Source organism: Streptomyces sp. NPDC002730, from assembly GCF_042888805.1.
In the GTDB taxonomy this organism is placed as follows: Bacteria; Actinomycetota; Actinomycetes; order Streptomycetales; family Streptomycetaceae; genus Streptomyces.
Genome location: NZ_JBIAQG010000019.1, coordinates 15,620 through 34,032, shown reverse-complemented (window position 1 = coordinate 34,032; position 18,413 = coordinate 15,620). Strand labels below are relative to the sequence as shown.

The 18,413-nt window shown below is 70.3% G+C and carries 16 protein-coding genes; 10 read left to right on the top strand and 6 right to left on the bottom strand.

All coding sequences use genetic code 11. From position 1 onward, the window contains the following. Nucleotides 1-92 precede the first annotated feature (92 nt). Both ACFYXH_RS37390 and ACFYXH_RS37385 read left to right on the top strand, forming a co-directional pair. Nucleotides 93-326 carry a chaplin gene (locus tag ACFYXH_RS37390; protein WP_327322472.1) on the top strand — a complete coding sequence of 78 codons (234 nt, stop codon included), beginning with the start codon at nt 93-95 and terminating at the stop codon, nt 324-326. Nucleotides 327-472: 146 nt separating this feature from the next. Next, entirely contained in the window at nt 473-1,606 is a 1,134-nt protein-coding gene (locus tag ACFYXH_RS37385) for a chaplin family protein (protein ID WP_389572937.1), read from the top strand. A gap of 77 nt (nt 1,607-1,683) precedes the next feature. Here ACFYXH_RS37385 and ACFYXH_RS37380 read toward each other — a convergent pair whose 3' ends face one another. Continuing rightward, nucleotides 1,684-1,872 carry a DUF5703 family protein gene (locus ACFYXH_RS37380; protein ID WP_005319466.1) on the bottom strand — a complete coding sequence of 63 codons (189 nt, stop codon included), beginning with the start codon at nt 1,870-1,872 and terminating at the stop codon, nt 1,684-1,686. A gap of 47 nt (nt 1,873-1,919) precedes the next feature. Between ACFYXH_RS37380 and ACFYXH_RS37375 the strand changes: the two genes are divergently transcribed. After that, nucleotides 1,920-2,582, top strand: coding sequence for a hypothetical protein (locus ACFYXH_RS37375; protein WP_327322470.1), 663 nt, complete (start codon nt 1,920-1,922; stop codon nt 2,580-2,582). Nucleotides 2,583-2,654: 72 nt separating this feature from the next. On the opposite strand, the gene ACFYXH_RS37370 is transcribed toward ACFYXH_RS37375, so the two are convergent. Together ACFYXH_RS37370 and ACFYXH_RS37365 are read right to left on the bottom strand one after the other, a co-directional pair. Continuing rightward, complete coding sequence (locus tag ACFYXH_RS37370) at nt 2,655-4,859, bottom strand: helix-hairpin-helix domain-containing protein (protein WP_389572935.1); 2,205 nt, start codon at nt 4,857-4,859, stop codon at nt 2,655-2,657. Further along, the gene (locus tag ACFYXH_RS37365; RefSeq protein ID WP_327322469.1) at nt 4,856-5,839 is read right to left on the bottom strand and encodes an aldo/keto reductase; all 984 of its coding nucleotides are present in this window, start codon (nt 5,837-5,839) and stop codon (nt 4,856-4,858) included. Before ACFYXH_RS37365 ends, ACFYXH_RS37370 begins: the two co-directional genes overlap by 4 nt. Nucleotides 5,840-5,970: 131 nt before the next feature. Here ACFYXH_RS37365 and ACFYXH_RS37360 point away from each other — a divergent pair, with 131 nt between their 5' ends. Both ACFYXH_RS37360 and ACFYXH_RS37355 read left to right on the top strand, forming a co-directional pair. Beyond that, a complete protein-coding gene (locus ACFYXH_RS37360; protein ID WP_389572932.1) occupies nt 5,971-7,020 on the top strand; it encodes an LLM class F420-dependent oxidoreductase in 1,050 nt (349 codons plus the stop codon). A gap of 251 nt (nt 7,021-7,271) precedes the next feature. Further along, complete coding sequence (locus tag ACFYXH_RS37355; protein ID WP_389572929.1) at nt 7,272-8,057, top strand: ferritin-like domain-containing protein; 786 nt, start codon at nt 7,272-7,274, stop codon at nt 8,055-8,057. 18 nt (nt 8,058-8,075) lie between these two features. Here the strand turns inward: ACFYXH_RS37355 and corA are convergent, their stop codons facing one another. Next, entirely contained in the window at nt 8,076-9,065 is a 990-nt protein-coding gene (corA, locus tag ACFYXH_RS37350; protein ID WP_389572926.1) for a magnesium/cobalt transporter CorA, read from the bottom strand. A gap of 59 nt (nt 9,066-9,124) precedes the next feature. On the opposite strand from corA, the gene ACFYXH_RS37345 reads away from it, so the two are divergent. The 5 genes from ACFYXH_RS37345 to ACFYXH_RS37325 all read left to right on the top strand — a co-directional run bounded on the left by ACFYXH_RS37345 (nt 9,125) and on the right by ACFYXH_RS37325 (nt 15,887). Next, nucleotides 9,125-9,811, top strand: coding sequence for a histidine phosphatase family protein (locus tag ACFYXH_RS37345; protein WP_389572923.1), 687 nt, complete (start codon nt 9,125-9,127; stop codon nt 9,809-9,811). 109 nt (nt 9,812-9,920) lie between these two features. After that, entirely contained in the window at nt 9,921-10,511 is a 591-nt protein-coding gene (locus ACFYXH_RS37340) for a DUF3090 domain-containing protein (RefSeq protein ID WP_326648776.1), read from the top strand. Then, entirely contained in the window at nt 10,475-11,302 is an 828-nt protein-coding gene (locus ACFYXH_RS37335; RefSeq protein WP_389572919.1) for an SCO1664 family protein, read from the top strand. Before ACFYXH_RS37340 ends, ACFYXH_RS37335 begins: the two co-directional genes overlap by 37 nt. 217 nt (nt 11,303-11,519) lie before the next feature. Continuing rightward, nucleotides 11,520-12,749 carry a cysteine--1-D-myo-inosityl 2-amino-2-deoxy-alpha-D-glucopyranoside ligase gene (gene mshC, locus ACFYXH_RS37330; RefSeq protein ID WP_389572916.1) on the top strand — a complete coding sequence of 410 codons (1,230 nt, stop codon included), beginning with the start codon at nt 11,520-11,522 and terminating at the stop codon, nt 12,747-12,749. A 93-nt stretch (nt 12,750-12,842) separates the two neighbouring features. Further along, the gene (locus ACFYXH_RS37325; RefSeq protein ID WP_389572913.1) at nt 12,843-15,887 is read left to right on the top strand and encodes an NPCBM/NEW2 domain-containing protein; all 3,045 of its coding nucleotides are present in this window, start codon (nt 12,843-12,845) and stop codon (nt 15,885-15,887) included. 80 nt (nt 15,888-15,967) lie between these two features. Here ACFYXH_RS37325 and ACFYXH_RS37320 read toward each other — a convergent pair whose 3' ends face one another. Further along, on the bottom strand, nt 15,968-16,495 hold the full coding sequence (locus tag ACFYXH_RS37320; RefSeq protein ID WP_389572911.1) for a hypothetical protein: 528 nt from the start codon (nt 16,493-16,495) through the stop codon (nt 15,968-15,970). A gap of 24 nt (nt 16,496-16,519) precedes the next feature. Beyond that, on the bottom strand, nt 16,520-18,295 hold the full coding sequence (locus ACFYXH_RS37315; protein WP_389572909.1) for a S8 family peptidase: 1,776 nt from the start codon (nt 18,293-18,295) through the stop codon (nt 16,520-16,522). Nucleotides 18,296-18,413 lie beyond the last annotated feature (118 nt).

The following is an 18,413-nucleotide window of genomic DNA, read 5'->3' as shown; positions in this document are numbered from 1 at the left end:
AATGGGGCCGTCGGCTCGTAGCCCTGTTCCCTCCTCCTCGTTACAGGTGATGCGGTCCGCGGCTGGGACCGCATTGCCAACAAGGAGGAACAATGATCAAGAAGGTCGTCGCTGCTGCGGCTGCCACCGGTGGTCTGGTGCTCGCTGGTGCGGGTGTCGCCATGGCCTCTTCGGGTGCCCAGGGTGCTGCTGTCAACTCCCCCGGGGTGGTCTCCGGCAACGTCATCCAGGCGCCCATCCACGTGCCGGTGAACGCATGCGGCAACACGGTCTCCGTGGTCGGGCTGTTGAACCCTACCTTCGGCAACACCTGCGTCAACGAGTGACGTTGTGACTCGACCCGTATGGGTCTGGGTTTGAACTCGAGCGGCCCCGGAGTGCGCGCCACGCACTCCGGGGCCGTCCGAGCATTCCACCCCCGGGTACCGACGCCCGCGGGTATTCCTGAAGCAAGAAGGCAGGGATTCAACCTATGCGACAGATCACGCGCAAGGGCCTGATCACCATGGCAGCGGCGGGCGGCGTACTCGCGCTCGGCGGTGGCTATGCGAACGCGGACGCCGGTGCGAACGGAGGCACGGCGAATTCGCCGGGCGTACTGTCCGGAAACACGGTTCAGGTTCCGGTGCATGTTCCCGTCAACGTGTGCGGGAACACCGTGAATGTACTCGCACTGCTCAACCCCGCCAGCGGCAATGAGTGCAGCAATAAGTCCGGCGGGTCCCACGCAGGCGAGGACCCCAAGGACAATCCCGGCGTCATCTCGGGCAACCACGTCCAGGTGCCGATCGACGTCCCCGTGAACGCCTGCGGGAACGCCGTCACCATCGGTGGCCTCGGCAACACCGCCACGGGCAACGAGTGCGACAACGGCTCGAGCGTCTCCACCCCGCCCGCGAAGCCGAGTACTCCGAGCAAGCCGACTACTCCGAGCAAGCCGAGCAAGCCGAGCACCCCGAGCAAGCCCAGCAAGCCCAGTCAGCCGTGTGACCACACTCAGCCGAGCAAGCCGGAGAGCCCGAGCAAGCCGAGTAAGCCGGAGAGCCCGAGTACTCCGAGCAAGCCGAGCACTCCGAGCAAGCCGAGCACTCCGAGCAAGCCGAGCACCCCGAGCAAGCCGAACACCCCGACCACCCCGGGTCTGCCGAACACTCCGAGCATTCCGGGTCTGCCGAACACTCCGAGCATTCCGGGTCTGCCGAACACCCCGAGCATTCCGGGTCTGCCGAACACCCCGACCACCCCGGGTCTGCCGAACACCCCGACCACCCCGGGTCTGCCGAACACCCCGACCACCCCGGGTCTGCCGAACACCCCGACCACCCCGGGTCTCCCGAACACCCCGACCACCCCGGGTCTCCCGAACACCCCGACCACCCCGAGCAAGCCGAGCACCCCGAGTCAGCCGGGCAAGTCCACCACGCCGGTAGTGCCCGTCACCCCGAGCAAGCCGAACACCCCCGGCACGCAGACAGTCACCCCGCCCAAGGGCGTCGACCAGCTCGCGCACACCGGTGCCGACTCGCTCGACACGCTGGCCCCGGCCGGCGCGGGCATGCTGCTGGCGGGAGCGGTGCTGTACCGCCGGGCCCGCGCCTCGGCGTAGTCAAGCGGTCGCATCGGCATAAATGGCATGAAAACGGAGCGGGCCCCGCGTAGGCGGGGCCCGCTCCGCCTTATTGCTCACCAGGTGGCGCGCACCTGACGAATGATGCGCCGGCGCAGCCGCACCCTACGGCTGCCGTCCCGGTGCAGACTCAGTCGGTCCAACTCCCAGTGTCCGTACTCGGCATGGTCGGTCAGCAGACGGGTCGCTTCCTTGCGGGACACCCCGCGCGGTACATACACGTCGACAAATTCGTATTCCGGCATCGCATCTATTGTGCGGGCAGAGCCCAGGTACGGATAGCGTCTGCACTATGTCTGATGCTGCGCAGCCCACCGCTGCCGAGGTACGTGCCGCCGCCGAGGCGGTCAAAGCCGCACTGGACCGTCACCTCGAGGCGGTCGAAAACCGCACGGGCGAGGACGACCCGGCCGTCTATGACGCGTTCAATGTCCTTGCCGCGGCGGCGGAGGCGTACGACGAGCGGCTCTACGACCGCTATGACGAGGTGACGCCGTTCGAGATCCCGGGCGCGGACGATTCACTTCCGCCGTACGCGGGTCCCGAGGAGCCGAGCGCGCTGAGCGTGCTGATCCGCCGCGACTATGCGGTGGTGGAGCCACAGCGACTGCTTTCACAGGCGCAGCGCCTCGCCGACCTGGACCCCGATGACGACCGGGGGCCGGAGAACGCCCCGGTGGTCGGCACGAGCGTGCATGCGGCACTCGGCGTGCTCTTCGGTGAGTACGAACCGGATGAAATCGCTTCCCGGCACAAGGAGTTCGGTCTGGAGGAGGGCGACTCCACGCTGTGGGTGTCGGCCTCGGACGACGCTCCCGAACCGGGCGAATGGCTGAGCACACCCTTCGACCAGGCGGATCCGCAGCGGGTCGTCTGCCGCTTCGACGTCAGCTCGGTCTTCGACGAGGACGAGCTGGCCGAGGAGCTGGACGACCTCGACGAAGTGGAGTCCTGACCACACTGCCTCGTGCGACCCGCAGCCCGGGTCCCGCCCCGTCCAGGAGGCGGGCCCGGGCCGTCGCGCGAGCTACGACGTCGGCGTCGGTGTCGGCGTCGCGAGCAGCTCCTCGAGCAGCGTCCGCAGCCGCGTCGTGCGGTGCTGGGACGCCACCTCCGCCACCGCGCGCGGCAGCGCCTGATCCACGCCGTGCACCACGGACAGATGGCGCTCGGCGCGGCTGAACGCGGTATACACCCACGGTCGGCTCAGCCCTTGCGCCGCGTCGCCCGGCAGTACCACGACCACCGCGGGCCAGCGCATCCCCGCGGCCTGGTGCGCCGTCAGCGCCCAGCCGTGGCGCACCGCCGATTCGACCCGCTCCTTCGGTACGACGACAGGCGTGCCGTCGCAGTCGAGATGCAGGCCCGCAGCGTCCGCCGAGACGACCGTGCCGGTAAGTGTCCGGCCGAGAGCGGGTGCGTAGGCGACCCGGTCGCCCGGGTCGAAGCCGCCGAACCGGCCCGGACCAGCGTTCAGCCGCTCCTTGAGCGCGGCGTTGAGCGCGCGGGTCCCGGCTGAGCCGCCATGTCCCACCGTGATCACCTGGGTCTGCTCGGTCGGCACGCCGATGGCCCGCGGCACCGAGTCCGCGACGAGCTGCACCGTACGGTGGACCGCCTCGCCCGCGTCACGCACCGGGACGATGACGACCTCTTTGCCGGGCGCCGCCACCTGGTTCAGCTCACCGATGCCGATGCCCGAGACAAGCTCTCCGATCGGACCGGGGTCCGGCGTCCGCGAGGCGATCTGCGGGCACACCCTGGCCGCCAGCACATCCGCGAACACCCGGCCCGCGCCCGCCGAGCACAGCACACCGGGATCGCCGCTCAGCATCAGTCGGCTGCCGTCCGGCATCGACTCCACCAGCATCGCCGCGGTCTCCACGTCCAACTGCGCTGCGTCCAGCACGATCAGGAGATCGAGTGCGAACGCCCCGTCCTCGTCCCTGCCGGGACCCTCCGCACCGGACAGCAGCCCGGAGACGGTGACCGCCGCAGGGCCGAGCCGCCGGCTGCCGTTTTCGCTGTGGACCGCGACGACCGCACGCAGTCCGAGCGCACTGGCGGCCTCGGCCACCGCGACCGGCTCGGCCCGCGCCGCCTCCCCGCCCGTGTGCAGGACCAGACCGCTCGCGGCGACCGCACGGATCAGCTCGGTGGGCTCCGCGGCATCCCACCTGGCGTCCGCACCGGCCTTGGCAAGCCGCGCCAGGCCGTCCGCGAGACTCTCCTCGGCGAGTGCGTACCGGTCGAGCCCCAGCAGCACCGGCACAGCCGGCTGCTCGGACTCCTCCCCGTCCGCGGCCTGCTCGGTCTCCTCGACACCGTCCTGGAACACCAGCACGGCACCTTCGGCGATTGCCTGCTGCAGCGCTTCGTCAGGATCGGGCACCGACCGTTCTGCCAGCGCCGCGCGTACGGCCGAGGACTCCAACGCGGTGTGGCCCTGCAGCGCCGCGCGCTCCAGCTCCCAGGCGACGAATGCCGCCGCCCGGCGCTCGTCACCAGGGCCGCACTCAGCGCCGAGAAGCGCCCGGGCGAAGCCGTCGGCCTGCTCCGGCCGGACGCCGGGCACGGACAGCAGGCGCCACGGATCCTCGCGCAGCACATCCGCGGCCTGCTCGCCGAGCACGCGCGCGACCTGCGCCGCCAGCGCCTCAGGTGCGCCGCCCTCGGCGAGCACGGTCTGTACCGTCGTCACGGTCTCCGGCGCCGTGGCCCGCGGTGCCTGCACGGGCTGCGGAACCCGGTGCCGTACGGGCTCCGCGGTCGGTGCGGTACGTCTGGGGGCGGGCGCGGGGGAGTCGAAGAACGCGGTGTCGGCCTTCTCGCCGCTCTCCACGGCCCGCACCGCCGCGAGCAGATCGGCGGCCGTGCCGCTCAGCTTCGTGCCGCTCTCGATGGGCCCCGCCTTCTCGGCCTTCCGCTGCTCGATCCGGGCCCGCAACTCCCGCTGCGCGACCAGCTCCGCCTCGGCCTCGGACAGCTCGGCCGCCTTCTCGGCAGCTGTCTTCTCGGCCTCCGATGTGCCGGCTTCCGGCTTGTCCCCCTCGGGCGCGTCCCCTTCGGGCGCGTCCCCTTCGGGCGCGTCCGCCTCGGGTGCGTCCGCCTCGGGTGCGTCCGCCTCGGCGGTGCCCGATGCCGGGTCGACGGCCTCGTCCGCGGTCTCGTCCGCGGCGTCGCGGGCCTCGTCCGGGGGTCCGGGGGGCGTCCCCCGGGAAGGCACAGTCACAGCGTGCTCCAGTCCTGGTCGGGATAGCGGTGCACGGGCGCCGACACATCGTCGAGCGCCTGGCAGATCTCGTCAGGAAGACTAAGGGCCTCCACTGACAATGCCGCCGTGAGCTGCTGTGCGTTGCGTGCGCCGACGATCGGGGCCACCACACCCGGCCGGTCCCGCACCCATGCCAGCGCCACCTGCAGCGCCGTCGCGGCGAGCCCGTCAGCCGCTGTCGCCACCGCGTCCACGATCCGGCTCGCCGCCTCGTCGAGATACGGCTCCACGAACGGAGCCATCTGCTCCGAAGCACCCCGCGAATCCACCGGAGTGGCATGCCGGTACTTACCCGTCAGCACCCCGCGCCCCAGCGGCGACGACGGCAGCAGCCCGACCCCCAGGTCGAGAGCGGCCGGCAGCACCTCCCGCTCCACCCCGCGCTGCAGCAGCGAGTACTCCATCTGCGTACTGGCCAGCCGTGTCCGCACTCCCGGCGAGGCCAGCTGCCAGGTCGCCGCCTTCGCCAGTTGCCAGCCGCAGAAGTTCGACACTCCCGCGTACCGCGCGCGCCCGCTGCCGACCGCGATGTCCAGCGCCTGGAGTGTCTCCTCCAGCGGGGTCTCCGGGTCGAAGGCGTGGACCTGCCAGACGTCGACGTAGTCCGTACCGAGCCGCTCCAGTGAGGCGTCCAGCGCCGACAGCAGATGCCCCCGCGAGCCGTCGAAGCGCCGGTCCGGATCGGGCACGCTGCCCGCCTTCGTCGCGATGACCAGTTCCCGCCGAGGTACGAGCCGCTCGACGAGCTGCCCGAGCAGATACTCCGAATCTCCACCGCCGTACACATCCGCGGTGTCGACCAGGGTCCCGCCCGCCTCCCAGAACACTTTCAGCTGGTCGGCAGCGTCGTGCTCATCGGTGTCGCGACCCCAGGTAAGGGTGCCGAGCCCGATCCGGGACACGCGCAGGCCGGTACGGCCGAGATGCCTCTGCTCCATGGGCGCTGAGATTACTGGCCAGGCGCCCACCCGGAGAGAGCCTGTGGACAACCTCCCCCTGACGGATCCTGTGAACCCGCGCTAGAGTCCCCCGGAACAGGGACGTTACTGATCAGTAAGAGGGAGCGGTTATGCGGCTCGGCATCAACCTCGGCTACTGGGGCGCGGGGATGGACGGAGACAATCTCGCCGTCGCCAAGGAGGCCGACCAGCTCGGCTACGACGTCTGCTGGGCGGCCGAGGCGTACGGCTCCGACGCTCCTACCGTGCTCGCCTGGGTCGCCGCCCAGACCGAGCGCATCGACGTCGGCTCCGCGATCATGCAGATCCCGGCCCGCCAGCCCGCCATGACCGCGATGACGGCCGCCACGCTCGACTCGCTCTCCGGCGGCCGCTTCCGGCTCGGCCTCGGCGTCTCCGGCCCGCAGGTCTCCGAGGGCTGGTACGGCATCAAGTTCGACAAGCCGCTCTCCCGCACCCGCGAGTACGTCGAGATCGTCCGCAGGGCGATGTCCCGCGAGCGCCTCTCGTACGAGGGAGAGCACTGGACGCTCCCGCTGCCGGGCGGTCCGGGCAAGCCGATCAAGCTCACCGTCCACCCGGAGCGCGAGCACATCCCGCTCTACATCGCCGCGATCGGCCCCAAGAACCTTGAGCAGACCGGCGAGATCGCCGACGGCGCCCTGCTGATCTTCCCGTCCGCCGACCACCTCGAGGACACCGCGCTCAAGTACCTGCGCGCGGGCCGTGAGAAGGCCGGAAAGACCATGGAAGGCTTTGACGTCTGTCCGACGCTGCCGCTCGCGATCGGCGACGACGTCGCCGGACTGGCCGACATGTTCCGTCCGTACACCGCGCTGTATGTCGGCGGCATGGGCAGCCGCAAGCAGAACTTCTACAACCAGCTTGCGCAGCGCATGGGTTACGAGAAGGAAGCCGCCGAGATCCAGGACAAGTACCTGGCCGGCGACAAGGAGGGCGCGGCCGCGGCCGTCCCCCACCAGCTGATCGACCAGACGACGCTGCTGGGCTCCGTGGACCGGATCGCCGAGCGGATGCAGGCGTACGCAGATGCCGGTGTCACCACGCTGACCCTCGCTCCGGCCGGCTTCACGCTCGACGAGCGGATCACGGCACTGCGGGCGGGCACCGAGGCCCTGGAGCGCGCCGGCCTCGCGTAAGGAATGTGCGCAGGCAACTCGGGTGAGCGACGCCCGTACGTCACTGGAGAGGTCTGCGGCCGTGGTGGGGGCTCGGGGGGTCTCCCCGCCACGGCCGTCACGCAGCACAACGCCCGAAAGCCGGTCCTGGTTACTCACGCGAGGTTCCCTGTCGTCCACCGTTCGGCGCAGTTGTGCCGCTCAGCTGTTGCCTCGCCTCCCGCGCCGCATTTGACTTGCTCTTTGCGGACGCTCTCACGGAGGTGGAAGTGATGCTCTCGGCGCGAAGTCTCTTCCAGGAAATCATCGACGACGATGATGCCTTCCAGCTCTTCTGCTCGATCGCCGCCAGCGGTGAGGCACAGGGCGGCTGGGAGAACGGCCGTATCGCCGCCCTGGTGCCCGAGAGCATGCGGGGCCTCGCGCCGAAGATCACCCGGCACGGCGCCGACGAGGACAAGCACGGCAGGCTGTTCAATGCCCTGCTCAGGAAGCGGGAGCTCGCTCCGGTCGACGTCCCGCCCGAGACCGACTACACGATGCTGCTCGAGAAGCGGGGCGTCGGCCTCACCCACGCGAAGCTGCGCCGCGAAGAGCCGCTGAGCGAACGGGACATCGTCGTCTATCTCTCGCACAGCAGGGTCACCGAACAGCGGGCCGCCGACCAGATGGTCATGCTGGTGAGGTACTTCGGCGACCACCCCGAACTCGGCAGGGCGATCAGAATGATCTGCGACGACGAGGACAACCATCTGGCGTACTGCCACGAGGAGCTGCTCCGCCTCGCCGCCGAGGGACACGGCCGTACGATCCAGGGGGTGCTGCGCGAGAGCGCCCTCGCCGAGATCAAGGTCTACCGCGATGTCAGCCTTGCCGTGATGGGCCATATGGGACGTCTGCTGCACTGGCCCCATGCCAAGTCGGCCGCGCTGGCCGCGGGCATCCACGCCATGTACGCGTACGAGAGGCTCGGTGGCTGGCACCGGATGGTCAGCCTGAAGATGCCGCAGCGTCGCGGCGCACTCGACGGACCGCCCACCGCCGCGCCCGCCTTCTAGCGCCCCGGCCGCAGAGCATTACAGCCAGCCGCGGCGCTTGAACAGCTTGAACAGCCCGTACACCGCCCCGGCCATGAACAGCAGCACCGCCGGATACGCCCACACCAACCGCAGCTCCGGCATGTGCTCGAAATTCATGCCGTAGATGCCCGCGACCATCGTGGGAACTGCGACCATGGCCGCCCACGCCGAGATCTTGCGCATATCGTCGTTCTGCCGCACGCCCATCTGCGCGAGATGGGCGGACAGGACGTCCGACAGCAGCCGGTCCAACCCCTCCACCTGCTCGTTCACTCGGGTCAGATGGTCGCTGACGTCCCGGAAGAAGGGCTGTGAGTGCTGATGGACGAACGGCACGCCCGCGCTCGCGAGACGCGCCATCGGGGCCGCCAGCGGCGCGGCGGCGCGGCGGAACTCCAGCACCTGCCGTTTGAAGGTGTAGATCCGCACCGCGCTGTTGCGCGTGCTGCCGACGGGTGCGAAGACCTCGGTCTCCAACTCCTCCAGGTCCACCTGGAGCTCGCCGACCACTTCGATGTAATGGTCGACGACCGCGTCACCGATCGCGTACAGCACCGCCGTCGGGCCGTGCTTGAGAACCTTCGGTTCGGCCTCCAGGCGCTGCCGTACGGCGTGCAACGGCGAGCTCTCACCGTGCCGCACCGTCACCACGAACGAGTCGCCGATGAAGACCATCAGCTCGTCGGTGGAGACGGCGTCGCTCTTCGGCTCGTACACCACCGGCTTGAGAACCATGAACAGCGAGTCGTCGTACACCTCGAGTTTGGGGCGCTGATGAGCGTTGAGCGCGTCCTCCACCGCCAGCGGATGCAGCCCGAACTCCGCCGAGACGTGGTCGAACTCCTTCTCGGTCGGTTCGTAAAGACCGATCCAGAGAAAGGCGTCGCCGGTGGCCCGTGCCTCGTCCAGAGCATCGGAAAGGTCGGGCGGGCCCTGTGTTCGGCGCCCGTCGCGGTAGATGGCACAGTCCACGATCACGGCGTGCATTCTTCCCTGCCTGCGGCCCCGACGCACCCCCGGGCGCCGGGCCGCCTAGGCTGACGGGCATGGCAACGCTGATCCTCGTACGCCACGGACGCTCCACCGCCAACACCGCGGGGGTGCTCGCGGGCTGGACGCCGGGCGTCTCCCTAGACGAGCGCGGTGCGACGCAGGCATCCGCGCTGCCGGAGCGACTCGCCGCCGTGCCGCTCGCCGCGGCCGTCTCCAGCCCGCTGGAGCGCTGCCTGCAGACCCTGCGACCGCTGCTGGACGCCCGGCCAGGTCTTGAGCAGCACACCGACGAACGGATCGGCGAGTGCCACTACGGCGACTGGTCCGGGCGCAAGCTCGCGGAGCTCGCCGACGAGCCACTGATGGAGGTCGTGCAGCAGCATCCGTCCGCGGCGGCATTCCCGGGCGGCGAGTCGATGCGGGACATGCAGGCGCGCGCCGTCGACGCCGTACGCGACTGGAACGCGCGTATCGACGCCGCGCACGGCGAGGACGCGGCCTATGTGATGTGCTCGCACGGAGACATCATCAAGTCCCTGGTGGCCGATGCCCTTGGTATGCATCTCGATCTTTTCCAGCGGATCCATGTGGAGCCGTGTTCCGTGACGGCGATCCGTTACACCCGCACTCGCCCGTTTCTTCTGCGCCTCGGTGACACCGGGGACTTCGGCTCGCTGGCGCCGCGCGAGAACGGCGGTGGCGGGGCCGCGGTCGTCGGAGGCGGCGCGGGCGCACCGTGATCGCCGCGCGCAGTAGGGTGGACGGGCCGAAAACCCGTATGCCCGCTCGATAGCCGTCCGAAGTCGTACGACAGTCGTCGATACCGACCGATCCCAAGGGAGACAGAACGTGTCCCGTCAGGTGTTCCTCTACGACCCGCCGGACCGCTTCGTGGCCGGTACGGTCGGGCTGCCTGGACGCCGTACGTTCTTCCTGCAGGCTTCCTCAGCGGGGCGCACCACCAGCGTCGCCCTGGAGAAGACCCAGGTGGCCGCACTCGCCGAGCGGATCGACGAGCTGCTGGACGAGGTCGTGCGCCGGACCGGGGGCAATGCGCCGGTGCCGGCCGTCGCGCCCGCCGACGTCGCGGACACCGCGCCGCTCGACGCGCCTGTGGAGGAGGAGTTCCGGGTCGGCACGATGGCGCTGGCCTGGGACGGCGAGGAACAGCGCATGATCGTCGAGGCACAGGCGCTGGTGGAGCTGGACGCCGACTCCGAGGAGGACCTCGCGGAGGCCGAGGAGCGGCTGCTGCAGGACGAGGAGAACGGTCCGCCGATGCTCCGTGTCCGGCTGACCGGAGCGCAGGCCAGGGCCTTCGCCAAACGCGCGCTGGACGTGGTGAACGCCGGCCGGCCGCCGTGCCCGCTGTGCAGCCTGCCGCTCGATCCGGAAGGACACGTATGCCCGCGCCAGAACGGATACCGCCGGGGCGCGTGACCTCGGGGGACCTGCGCACCCTGCTGACCAAGGGCGAGCTCACCGTGCGCGGACGGATCCGTGAGGCGTCCAACGCGGTGCTGTACTGCTCCGTCTCGTACGAGGGCGAAGAGGCCCACTGCGTCTACAAGCCGGTCGCCGGGGAGCGGCCGCTGTGGGACTTCCCGGACGGGACGCTGGCACAGCGCGAGGTGGCGGCGTACGAGCTCTCCGAGGCGACCGGGTGGGGCCTGGTGCCGACGACAGTCCTGCGGGAGGGCCCGTACGGCGAGGGCATGGTCCAGCTCTGGATCGAGGCGGATCCTTCGGCGTCCCTGCTGGCCCTGGTCGAGGACGAGGAGCCGGGCGAGGGCTGGAAGGCGGTGGGCTTCGCGGAGGTGGGCGAGGGCCGCACGGCCCTGCTGGTCCACGCGGACGATGTTCGGCTGCGGCGGCTGGCGGTGCTGGACGCGGTGATCAACAACGGTGACCGCAAGGGCGGGCATCTGCTGCCGACCGCTGACGGCGGGCTGTACGCGATCGACCACGGGGTCACGTTCAACGTGGAGGACAAGCTGCGGACGCTGCTGTGGGGGTGGGCGGGGGACCGGCTGCCGTCGGAGGCGACGCAGGCACTGGCGGGGCTGGCGGCGGCCCTGGCCGAGGGTGAACCGCTCGCCACCCGTCTGGCGGAACTGCTGACGGCGGCGGAGGTGGAGGCGCTGCGGGGGAGGGTGACGGAGCTGAAGGAGTCGGGGCGGCATCCGGAGCCGTCGGGGGAGTGGCCGGCGATTCCGTGGCCACCGGTGTGAGGTGGGGGGTGTTCCCCTGACCCGCCTCTTCCTTGAAACCGGGGGCAGCCCCCGGACCCCCGGGGGGAGAAAGACGTGGGGCTGACGCCCCCACACCCCCGGAGCGTGGCGCCGCGGGGCGGCGGACCACAGGACAAGACCGGGCACCCCGGGCGCCGATCCCCAGCGCGGCCACCCGCACTCGTATGCGGAACACCCGTCCGGTTAGGCTCATGACATGCATGCCTGGCCCGCTTCTGAGGTCCCCGCCCTGCCTGGCAAGGGCCGCGACCTACGGATCCACTCCACCGCGACCAATGGTCCAGTGACCCTCGACCCCGGTCCCGTCGCCCGTATCTACGTCTGCGGCATCACACCGTACGACGCGACCCACATGGGTCATGCGGCGACCTACAACGCGTTCGACCTCGTTCAGCGCGTGTGGCTCGACACCAAGCGGCAGGTTCACTACGTCCAGAACGTGACCGACGTCGACGACCCCCTCCTCGAGCGGGCGATCCGCGACGGGCACGACTGGACCGAGCTCGCCGAGCGGGAGACCGCGCTCTTCCGCGAGGACATGACCGCTCTCCGGATGCTTCCGCCGCAGCACTACATCGGTGCCGTCGAGGCGATACCGGGCATCGTGCCGCTCGTCGAGCGGCTCCGGGACGCCGGTGCCGCCTACGAGCTCGAAGGCGACGTGTACTTCTCCGTGGAGGCCGACCCGCACTTCGGGGAGGTGTCCCACCTCGACGCCGAAACGATGCGGCTGCTCTCCGCCGAACGCGGCGGCGACCCCGATCGGCCCGGCAAGAAGAACCCGCTCGACCCGATGCTCTGGATGGCCGCCCGTGAGGGCGAGCCGAGCTGGGACGGTGCCACCCTCGGCCGTGGCCGGCCCGGCTGGCACATCGAGTGCGTGGCCATCGCCCTGGACCACCTCGGCATGGGCTTCGATGTGCAGGGCGGCGGCTCCGATCTCGCCTTCCCGCACCACGAGATGGGCGCTTCGCACGCGCAGTCGCTCACCGGTGAGTACCCCTTCGCGAAGGCGTACGTTCACGCGGGCATGGTCGCACTCGACGGCGAGAAGATGTCCAAGTCCAAGGGCAACCTCGTCTTCGTCTCCAAGCTGAGGCGCGACGGCGTGGACCCGGCGGCGATCCGGCTGGCGCTCCTCTCGCACCACTACCGGACCGACTGGGAGTGGACCGACGCCGTACTCGACGAGGCGGTGGAGCGGCTCGGGCGCTGGCGCGCGGCCGTCTCGCGTCCCGACGGGCCGTCCGCCGACGCCCTCGTCGAGGAGATCCGCGACGCCCTCGCGAACGACCTCGACGCCCCCGCCGCGCTCGTCGCCGTCGACCGCTGGGCCGCGCTCCAGCAGTCCGAAGGCGGTACGGACGAGGGCGCGCCCGGTCTCGTCTCCCGCGCTGTCGACGCCCTCCTCGGCGTAGCCCTGTAAGCCCCTCCGGCCGCTCCTGGGCGTGCGATAAGTCCAGGAGCGGCCGGACACAAGTCCATGGTCGTGTATGTGCCAACGCGCTACACACACGCCATGAGATCTCCAACACGGTTCAGATCAGCGGTCGTTGCCGCTCTGCTCGGTCTGTTCGCCGCCTTCGTGCCATCGGTCACGGGCGCGCACGCCGAACCGGCCGACACGACGGTCGGTGACATCACCGGCTTCGCTCACGACGGAGCGGTATACCGGTTCACCGCCGGCGACGCCGCCGCCCGCGTCAGTTTCGTCTCCGCAGAGACCTTCCGTATCGAACTCGCCCCGGACGGCGCCTTCACCGACCCAACAGGCACGGACATCGTCCTGCCGCAGAGCGCGCCGCCCGCCACCCACTGGCGCGACAAGGGCGACCGTTACGAGCTGAGCACCTCCAAGGTCACCCTGCGCGCCTACAAGACGCCCCTGCGCTTCGCCCTCCACCGCGCCGACGGCACCCCGCTCTGGGCCGAGACCAAGGGCCTGACCTGGAATTGGGACAGGACCACACAGACCCTCGCCCGCGGCGCCGAGGAGCAGTACTACGGCGCCGGAATGCAGAACGGCCGCGGCAACACCTCGCACCGTGGCAAGACCGTCGAGGTCGGCGTCGACTACAACTGGAACGACGGCGGACACCCCAACTCCGTCCCGTTCTACCTCTCTTCCGCGGGATACGGCGTCTATCGCAACACGTATGCCCCCAACACGTACGTCTTCGGCGAGCCGGTCACCACCACCGCCAAGGAACAGCGCTTCGACGCCTACTACTTCGCGGGCCCGAGCACCAAGGACGTCATCGGCCAGTACACCCGGCTGACCGGCAAACCCTTCCTGCCACCCGTCTACGGCCTCGAAATCGGCGACGCCGACTGCTATCTGCACAACGCCAACCGCGGCGAGCGGCACACCCTCGACTCCCTCAAGGTCGCCGACGGGTATGTCCAGAACGACATGCCCAACGGGTGGATGCTCATCAACGACGGCTACGGGTGCGGATACGAGAACCTCGCCGAGACCGCCAAGGGGCTGCAGGACCGCAAGATGCAGATGGGCCTGTGGACCGAGGACGGCATCGGCAAGCTCGGCGACCAGGTCAAGGCCGGCCAGCGCGTCGCGAAACTGGACGTCGCCTGGGTCGGCGACGGATACAAGTTCGCGCTGGACGGCTGCAAGGACGCCCACCGGGGCATCGAGGAGAACAGCGACGCCCGCGGCTTCACCTGGGCGCCGGAGAGCTGGTCGGGCGCGCAGCGCTGCGGAGTTCAGTGGTCCGGCGACCAGTCCGGGAGCTGGGAGTACATCCGCTGGCAGATCCCGACCTACGCGGGCGCGAGCATGTCCGGACTCGCCTACACCACTGGCGACGTGGACGGAATCTTCGGCGGCAGCCCCAAGACGTACGCCCGTGATCTGCAGTGGAAGATGTTCCTGCCGGTGACGATGACCATGGATGGCTGGGCGGCGAACGACAAGCAGCCCTTCCGGTACGGAGAGCCGTACACCTCGGTCAACCGCAGCTACCTCAAGCTGCATGAGTCGCTGCTGCCGTACATCTACTCCCACGCACATGAGGCGACGAAGACGGGCGTCGGGCTCGCCAGGCCGCTCGTGCTGGAGTATCCGAACGACCCCGAAGCGGCGACGGACGCGGCCAAGTACGAGTTCCTCAGCGGTGCGGACTTCCTTGTCGCGCCCGTCTACCAGGACGCCGTCGAGCGCGACGGGATCTACCTGCCGAAGGGGACCTGGATCGACTACTGGAGCGGGCGGACCTACCAAGGACCGGTCACCGTCGACGACTACAGCGCGCCGCTCGACACGCTGCCGCTGTTCGTGAAGGCGGGGGCCACCGTCCCGATGTGGCCGGGCATCCGCTCGTATGCCGACCGCACCGCAGCCTCCCCGCTCGCCTGGGACATCTATCCGCAGGGGACGTCCTCCTTCACGCTGTACGAGGACGACGGCGTCACGCGGCAGCACCGCAGCGGCAAGTACGCCACCCAGCGCGCCGACGTCCAGGCGCCACGGCGCGGAGCGGGCGATGTGACGGTCCGGATCGGCGCGAGCAAGGGCGAGTTCACGGGCAGGCAGTCCACCCGTCCGTACACCTTCAGCGTGCACACCGGGGACGCGCCGAGCACGGTCGGGCTCAACGGGCGCAGGCTGCCGCGGCAGACCTCGAAGGCGGCGTACGCGAAGGCCGCGCAGGGCTGGTGGTACGACCAGGACGACCGCGGCGGTGTGGTGCACGTCAAGACGCCGTCGCTGCGCACCGACCGTGGCTTCGAGCTGAAGCTCGAGGACACCAGCGCGGTCGGCGGTACGACTCCGGGCGCGGCCGCGACTGTCTCCGTCCCGGCAGCTCAGGAGCTCGGCGCCGGTTCGCCGGGCACGGTCGCCGTCGATGTCACGGCGGGCGGCCGGGACGCGACCGGCGTCGAGGTCTCGCTGGACGCGCCGGCGGGCTGGCAGATCACCCCGGCGCAGGTCGTGGACCGGATCCCGGCGGGGACGACGAAGCGCGTCGAGGTGGCCGTCGTGCCGGCCGCGGACGCCAAGCCGGGCGAGGTGACGCTGACCGCGACGGCACGCCACCGGTCGGCGGGCGTGGACCGTACCGCCGGACAGCGGTTCGCGGTCGGGGTGATGCCGCCACCGCCGGCCGGCGACGCCTGGGCCAGTGACCTGGTGTGGCTGAAGTCGGCGAACGGCTACGGGCCCGCGGAACGTGACCGCAGCAACGGCGAGTCGGGAGCGGCCGACGGACACCCGCTCACGCTGGCGGGCAAGACGTACGAGAAGGGGATCGGCACCCACGCCGACTCCGATATCGAGGTCTATCTCGGCGGCCGTTGCACGGCGCTGACCGCGGATGTCGGAATCGACGACGAGATCAACGGCTATGGGGAGGTGGCCTTCTCGGTCGAGGCGGACGGAAAGGTGCTGTGGACCTCGCCCAAGGTGACCGGGGCCTCGGCGACCGTGCCCGTCGATGTCGCTCTGGACGGCGCACGCCAAGTGCGGCTGAAGGTCACCGACACCAACGGGTCGAAGACAGGCGATCACGGGGACTGGGGCGCCGCGCGTTTCAACTGCGCCTGAAGCCTGAAGCCTGAAGCCGGAGGCACAGGTAAGGGCGCCGGGCGGGCCGCTGCCCACCCGGCGCCCTCTGAGTGGACGTGCTACTTGTTCACCACGATCGCCACGAGCACACTGGCGTTGTTGGTGTCCCAGAACCCGATGACCTGCTGCCCGAAGGCGAACGCCTCCTGGACCTCGTCATGCGTGATCTGGTTCGGGTTCACCAGCTGACGCCAGGCGCCCTGGATGAACAGGTACAGGATGACCGGCTGGCCGGGCAGGGGCGTCACGACGTCCCAGAAGTGCTCGGCCACACCACTGGTGATGGCCTGGCTGTCGATCGCGCTCGGCAGGATCAGCGGCTGGCCCTGGCCCTGCTGTTGCTGGCCCTGTTGCTGGCTCTGCTGGCCGAGCTGCTGGAGCAGCTGCTGGTAGGGCTGCTGCTGGCCGAGCTGCTGCAACTGCTGGAGCGGCTGCTGGCTCATCTGCTGACCCTGCGGGGGCGGAGAGGTGCTTGCGCCCTGCAGCCGGCCGAACGGCTGCTGCTGCCCGTGCTGCTGCTGCCCGTACTGTTGCTGGCCGTACTGCTGACTCATGGAGCTGGGGTTCATCTGCGGGGTGGTGCTCATGCGATGTTCACCTTCCCTTTCGATTCATCCGGCGACGACCAGGCCCACGACCTCGTCGTCCGAGTACCAGACGCGTACGTCCGGCCGGCCCCCCGCGAAGGCGGCATGTACCGCCTGGCGGACTTCAGGGGCGGGGTGGTTGAGGTTGCGCCACGCGCCGGCCACGAACAGCCTCAGGCGCGGCGGAAGTTCACGCGGGTACGGCATCAGTTCGTCCCAGTACCGCTCCGCCTGTCCCGAGCCGACCGACGACGGCACCAGCTCGGTGACCGCCGCCTTGATGTCGGGGCGGTTGCCGATCCGCTGCGAGGCCGGGCGCCCCGGAGCGTCCTGCTGCGGCGAACCGGTCCTGCGCAGCACCTCGCGGGCCTGCACGGGGCCCATCGGCGCGAGGTGCGCGGCCTTGAGGATGCCCTGCAGGGCTGCCAGGGCGCCGACCACCACCGGCGAGGCCGAGGAGGTGCCGGAGAAGGTGTCCGTGTACCAGGCGATCTCCTCCGCGCCGCCCTGCAGGTCACCCGCCCGGTCCCAGAAGCCGCCGGTCGTGGTGACCTCGCGGCCCCAGCCCTGGGCGTCCAGCCGCGCGCCGTAGTTGGAGAACGCCAGCCGCGAGCGGTCGGGACCGTGGTCGCGGCCGTGCGTCCCGGGCGGGGGAGCGCCCGCGCCGACGAGGACCGCACCGGAGGGCTGGTTCGACGGGTTGAAGGGGTTGCGCCACCACTCGGGGAACGCGTCCGGCCTGCGCTCGTACACCGCGTCGTCCAGGCTCTCGCCGCCGTTGCCGGCCGCCTCCACGACCAGGACGCCCTTCGACGTCGCCCAGCGGATCGCGGCGAAGTCGTCCGGCCACCACTCCAGCGCGATGTAGCCGCGCTGGTCGTCGCGGACCTCGTGGTCGAACCGCGGTCCCGGCCGGTGGAGTTCGATCAGGAGGAGGTCGCCGGGGGTGAGACGCTCGGCCGCGGCATGGATGGCCGCGGCGGAGCCGATGCCCTGGAACGACGCCGCAGCGGTCAGCGCCTCGGGAGCGATACCGGTGATCCCCTTCTCGTCGCGGTCGCCGCCGATGACGCCGAGGACCGCCGTGCCGTGGTTGCGCCATGCGATGTCCTGGACCGGATTGCCGACGACGATCCCGGCGAGCTTCTCCGCCAGGTCCTCATGGCCCAGCTGCCAGGCCCCTTCGACATCGACGACGGTGACGTTCTGTCCGGAGCCGCCCGGCCGCTGCCAGGCCCAGTACGCGTCCACGCCCTCGGGCGCGGGCGCCAAGTAGCCCTGGCGGCCGGTGAAGTCGGGTGTCGCGGGTGCGCCTTCCTTGAGCCGCTTGGCCTCTTCGGGCCGGGCTTTTGCCGTGGCGCCGTGGGGTGCCGTCCGAGCGGGTACGGCGCCGGGCTTGAGGTACGCCGTCTCGATCTCGGGGAGGGCGGCCAGCCGGGCGGTGAGCTCCTCGGTCCGGTCCCCGCCGCCCCGTACCCGGTAGAAGAGCGAGAGGTCCGGCAGCGTGCCCCGGCCGCCGCCGGCCGGTCCCTCCGGCTGCGGAGGCAGAGCGGACCGGGTCCGCTCCTCACTGCCGAACACCGGTTCCAGCGCGAGCTGTTCGTCGCTCAGGAACATGTTCAGTGCGGAGATGTCCGCCCCGGAGGCCGACCGTACGCCTTGGGTGTCGGCGCGCAGCCGGGCCTCGGCCCGTGCGACGACGATCAGCTCCGGCTCGGCTCCTTGATAGGTGAATCCAGCTCCGTCGGGTCCAGGGCCCGCAGTTCCGGGGTCCTGACCTGGGAGTGCCTGATCGGTCATCGCTATGACCGCTCCCTTCGGGTGCCGTGCTCCTTGTCGTTCGTGGACTGTGCGTTGTCCGTGCTCGGTCTGTGCTCGGTCTGCGTGGTGGCCACCCTGCTACCTCCGCCGCAGCCCG

Excerpts from the sequence above, each read along its gene's own strand:
- ACFYXH_RS37390 (WP_327322472.1), top strand. The coding sequence starts at position 93 with ATGATCAAGAAGGTCGTCGCTGCTGCGGCTGCCACCGGTGGTCTGGTG.
- ACFYXH_RS37385 (WP_389572937.1), top strand. The coding sequence starts at position 473 with ATGCGACAGATCACGCGCAAGGGCCTGATCACCATGGCAGCGGCGGGC.
- ACFYXH_RS37380 (WP_005319466.1), bottom strand. The coding sequence starts at position 1,872 with ATGCCGGAATACGAATTTGTCGACGTGTATGTACCGCGCGGGGTGTCC.
- ACFYXH_RS37375 (WP_327322470.1), top strand. The coding sequence starts at position 1,920 with ATGTCTGATGCTGCGCAGCCCACCGCTGCCGAGGTACGTGCCGCCGCC.
- ACFYXH_RS37365 (WP_327322469.1), bottom strand. The coding sequence starts at position 5,839 with ATGGAGCAGAGGCATCTCGGCCGTACCGGCCTGCGCGTGTCCCGGATC.
- ACFYXH_RS37360 (WP_389572932.1), top strand. The coding sequence starts at position 5,971 with ATGCGGCTCGGCATCAACCTCGGCTACTGGGGCGCGGGGATGGACGGA.
- ACFYXH_RS37355 (WP_389572929.1), top strand. The coding sequence starts at position 7,272 with ATGCTCTCGGCGCGAAGTCTCTTCCAGGAAATCATCGACGACGATGAT.
- corA (WP_389572926.1), bottom strand. The coding sequence starts at position 9,065 with ATGCACGCCGTGATCGTGGACTGTGCCATCTACCGCGACGGGCGCCGA.
- ACFYXH_RS37345 (WP_389572923.1), top strand. The coding sequence starts at position 9,125 with ATGGCAACGCTGATCCTCGTACGCCACGGACGCTCCACCGCCAACACC.
- ACFYXH_RS37335 (WP_389572919.1), top strand. The coding sequence starts at position 10,475 with ATGCCCGCGCCAGAACGGATACCGCCGGGGCGCGTGACCTCGGGGGAC.
- mshC (WP_389572916.1), top strand. The coding sequence starts at position 11,520 with ATGCATGCCTGGCCCGCTTCTGAGGTCCCCGCCCTGCCTGGCAAGGGC.
- ACFYXH_RS37325 (WP_389572913.1), top strand. The coding sequence starts at position 12,843 with ATGAGATCTCCAACACGGTTCAGATCAGCGGTCGTTGCCGCTCTGCTC.
- ACFYXH_RS37320 (WP_389572911.1), bottom strand. The coding sequence starts at position 16,495 with ATGAGCACCACCCCGCAGATGAACCCCAGCTCCATGAGTCAGCAGTAC.
- ACFYXH_RS37315 (WP_389572909.1), bottom strand. The coding sequence starts at position 18,295 with ATGACCGATCAGGCACTCCCAGGTCAGGACCCCGGAACTGCGGGCCCT.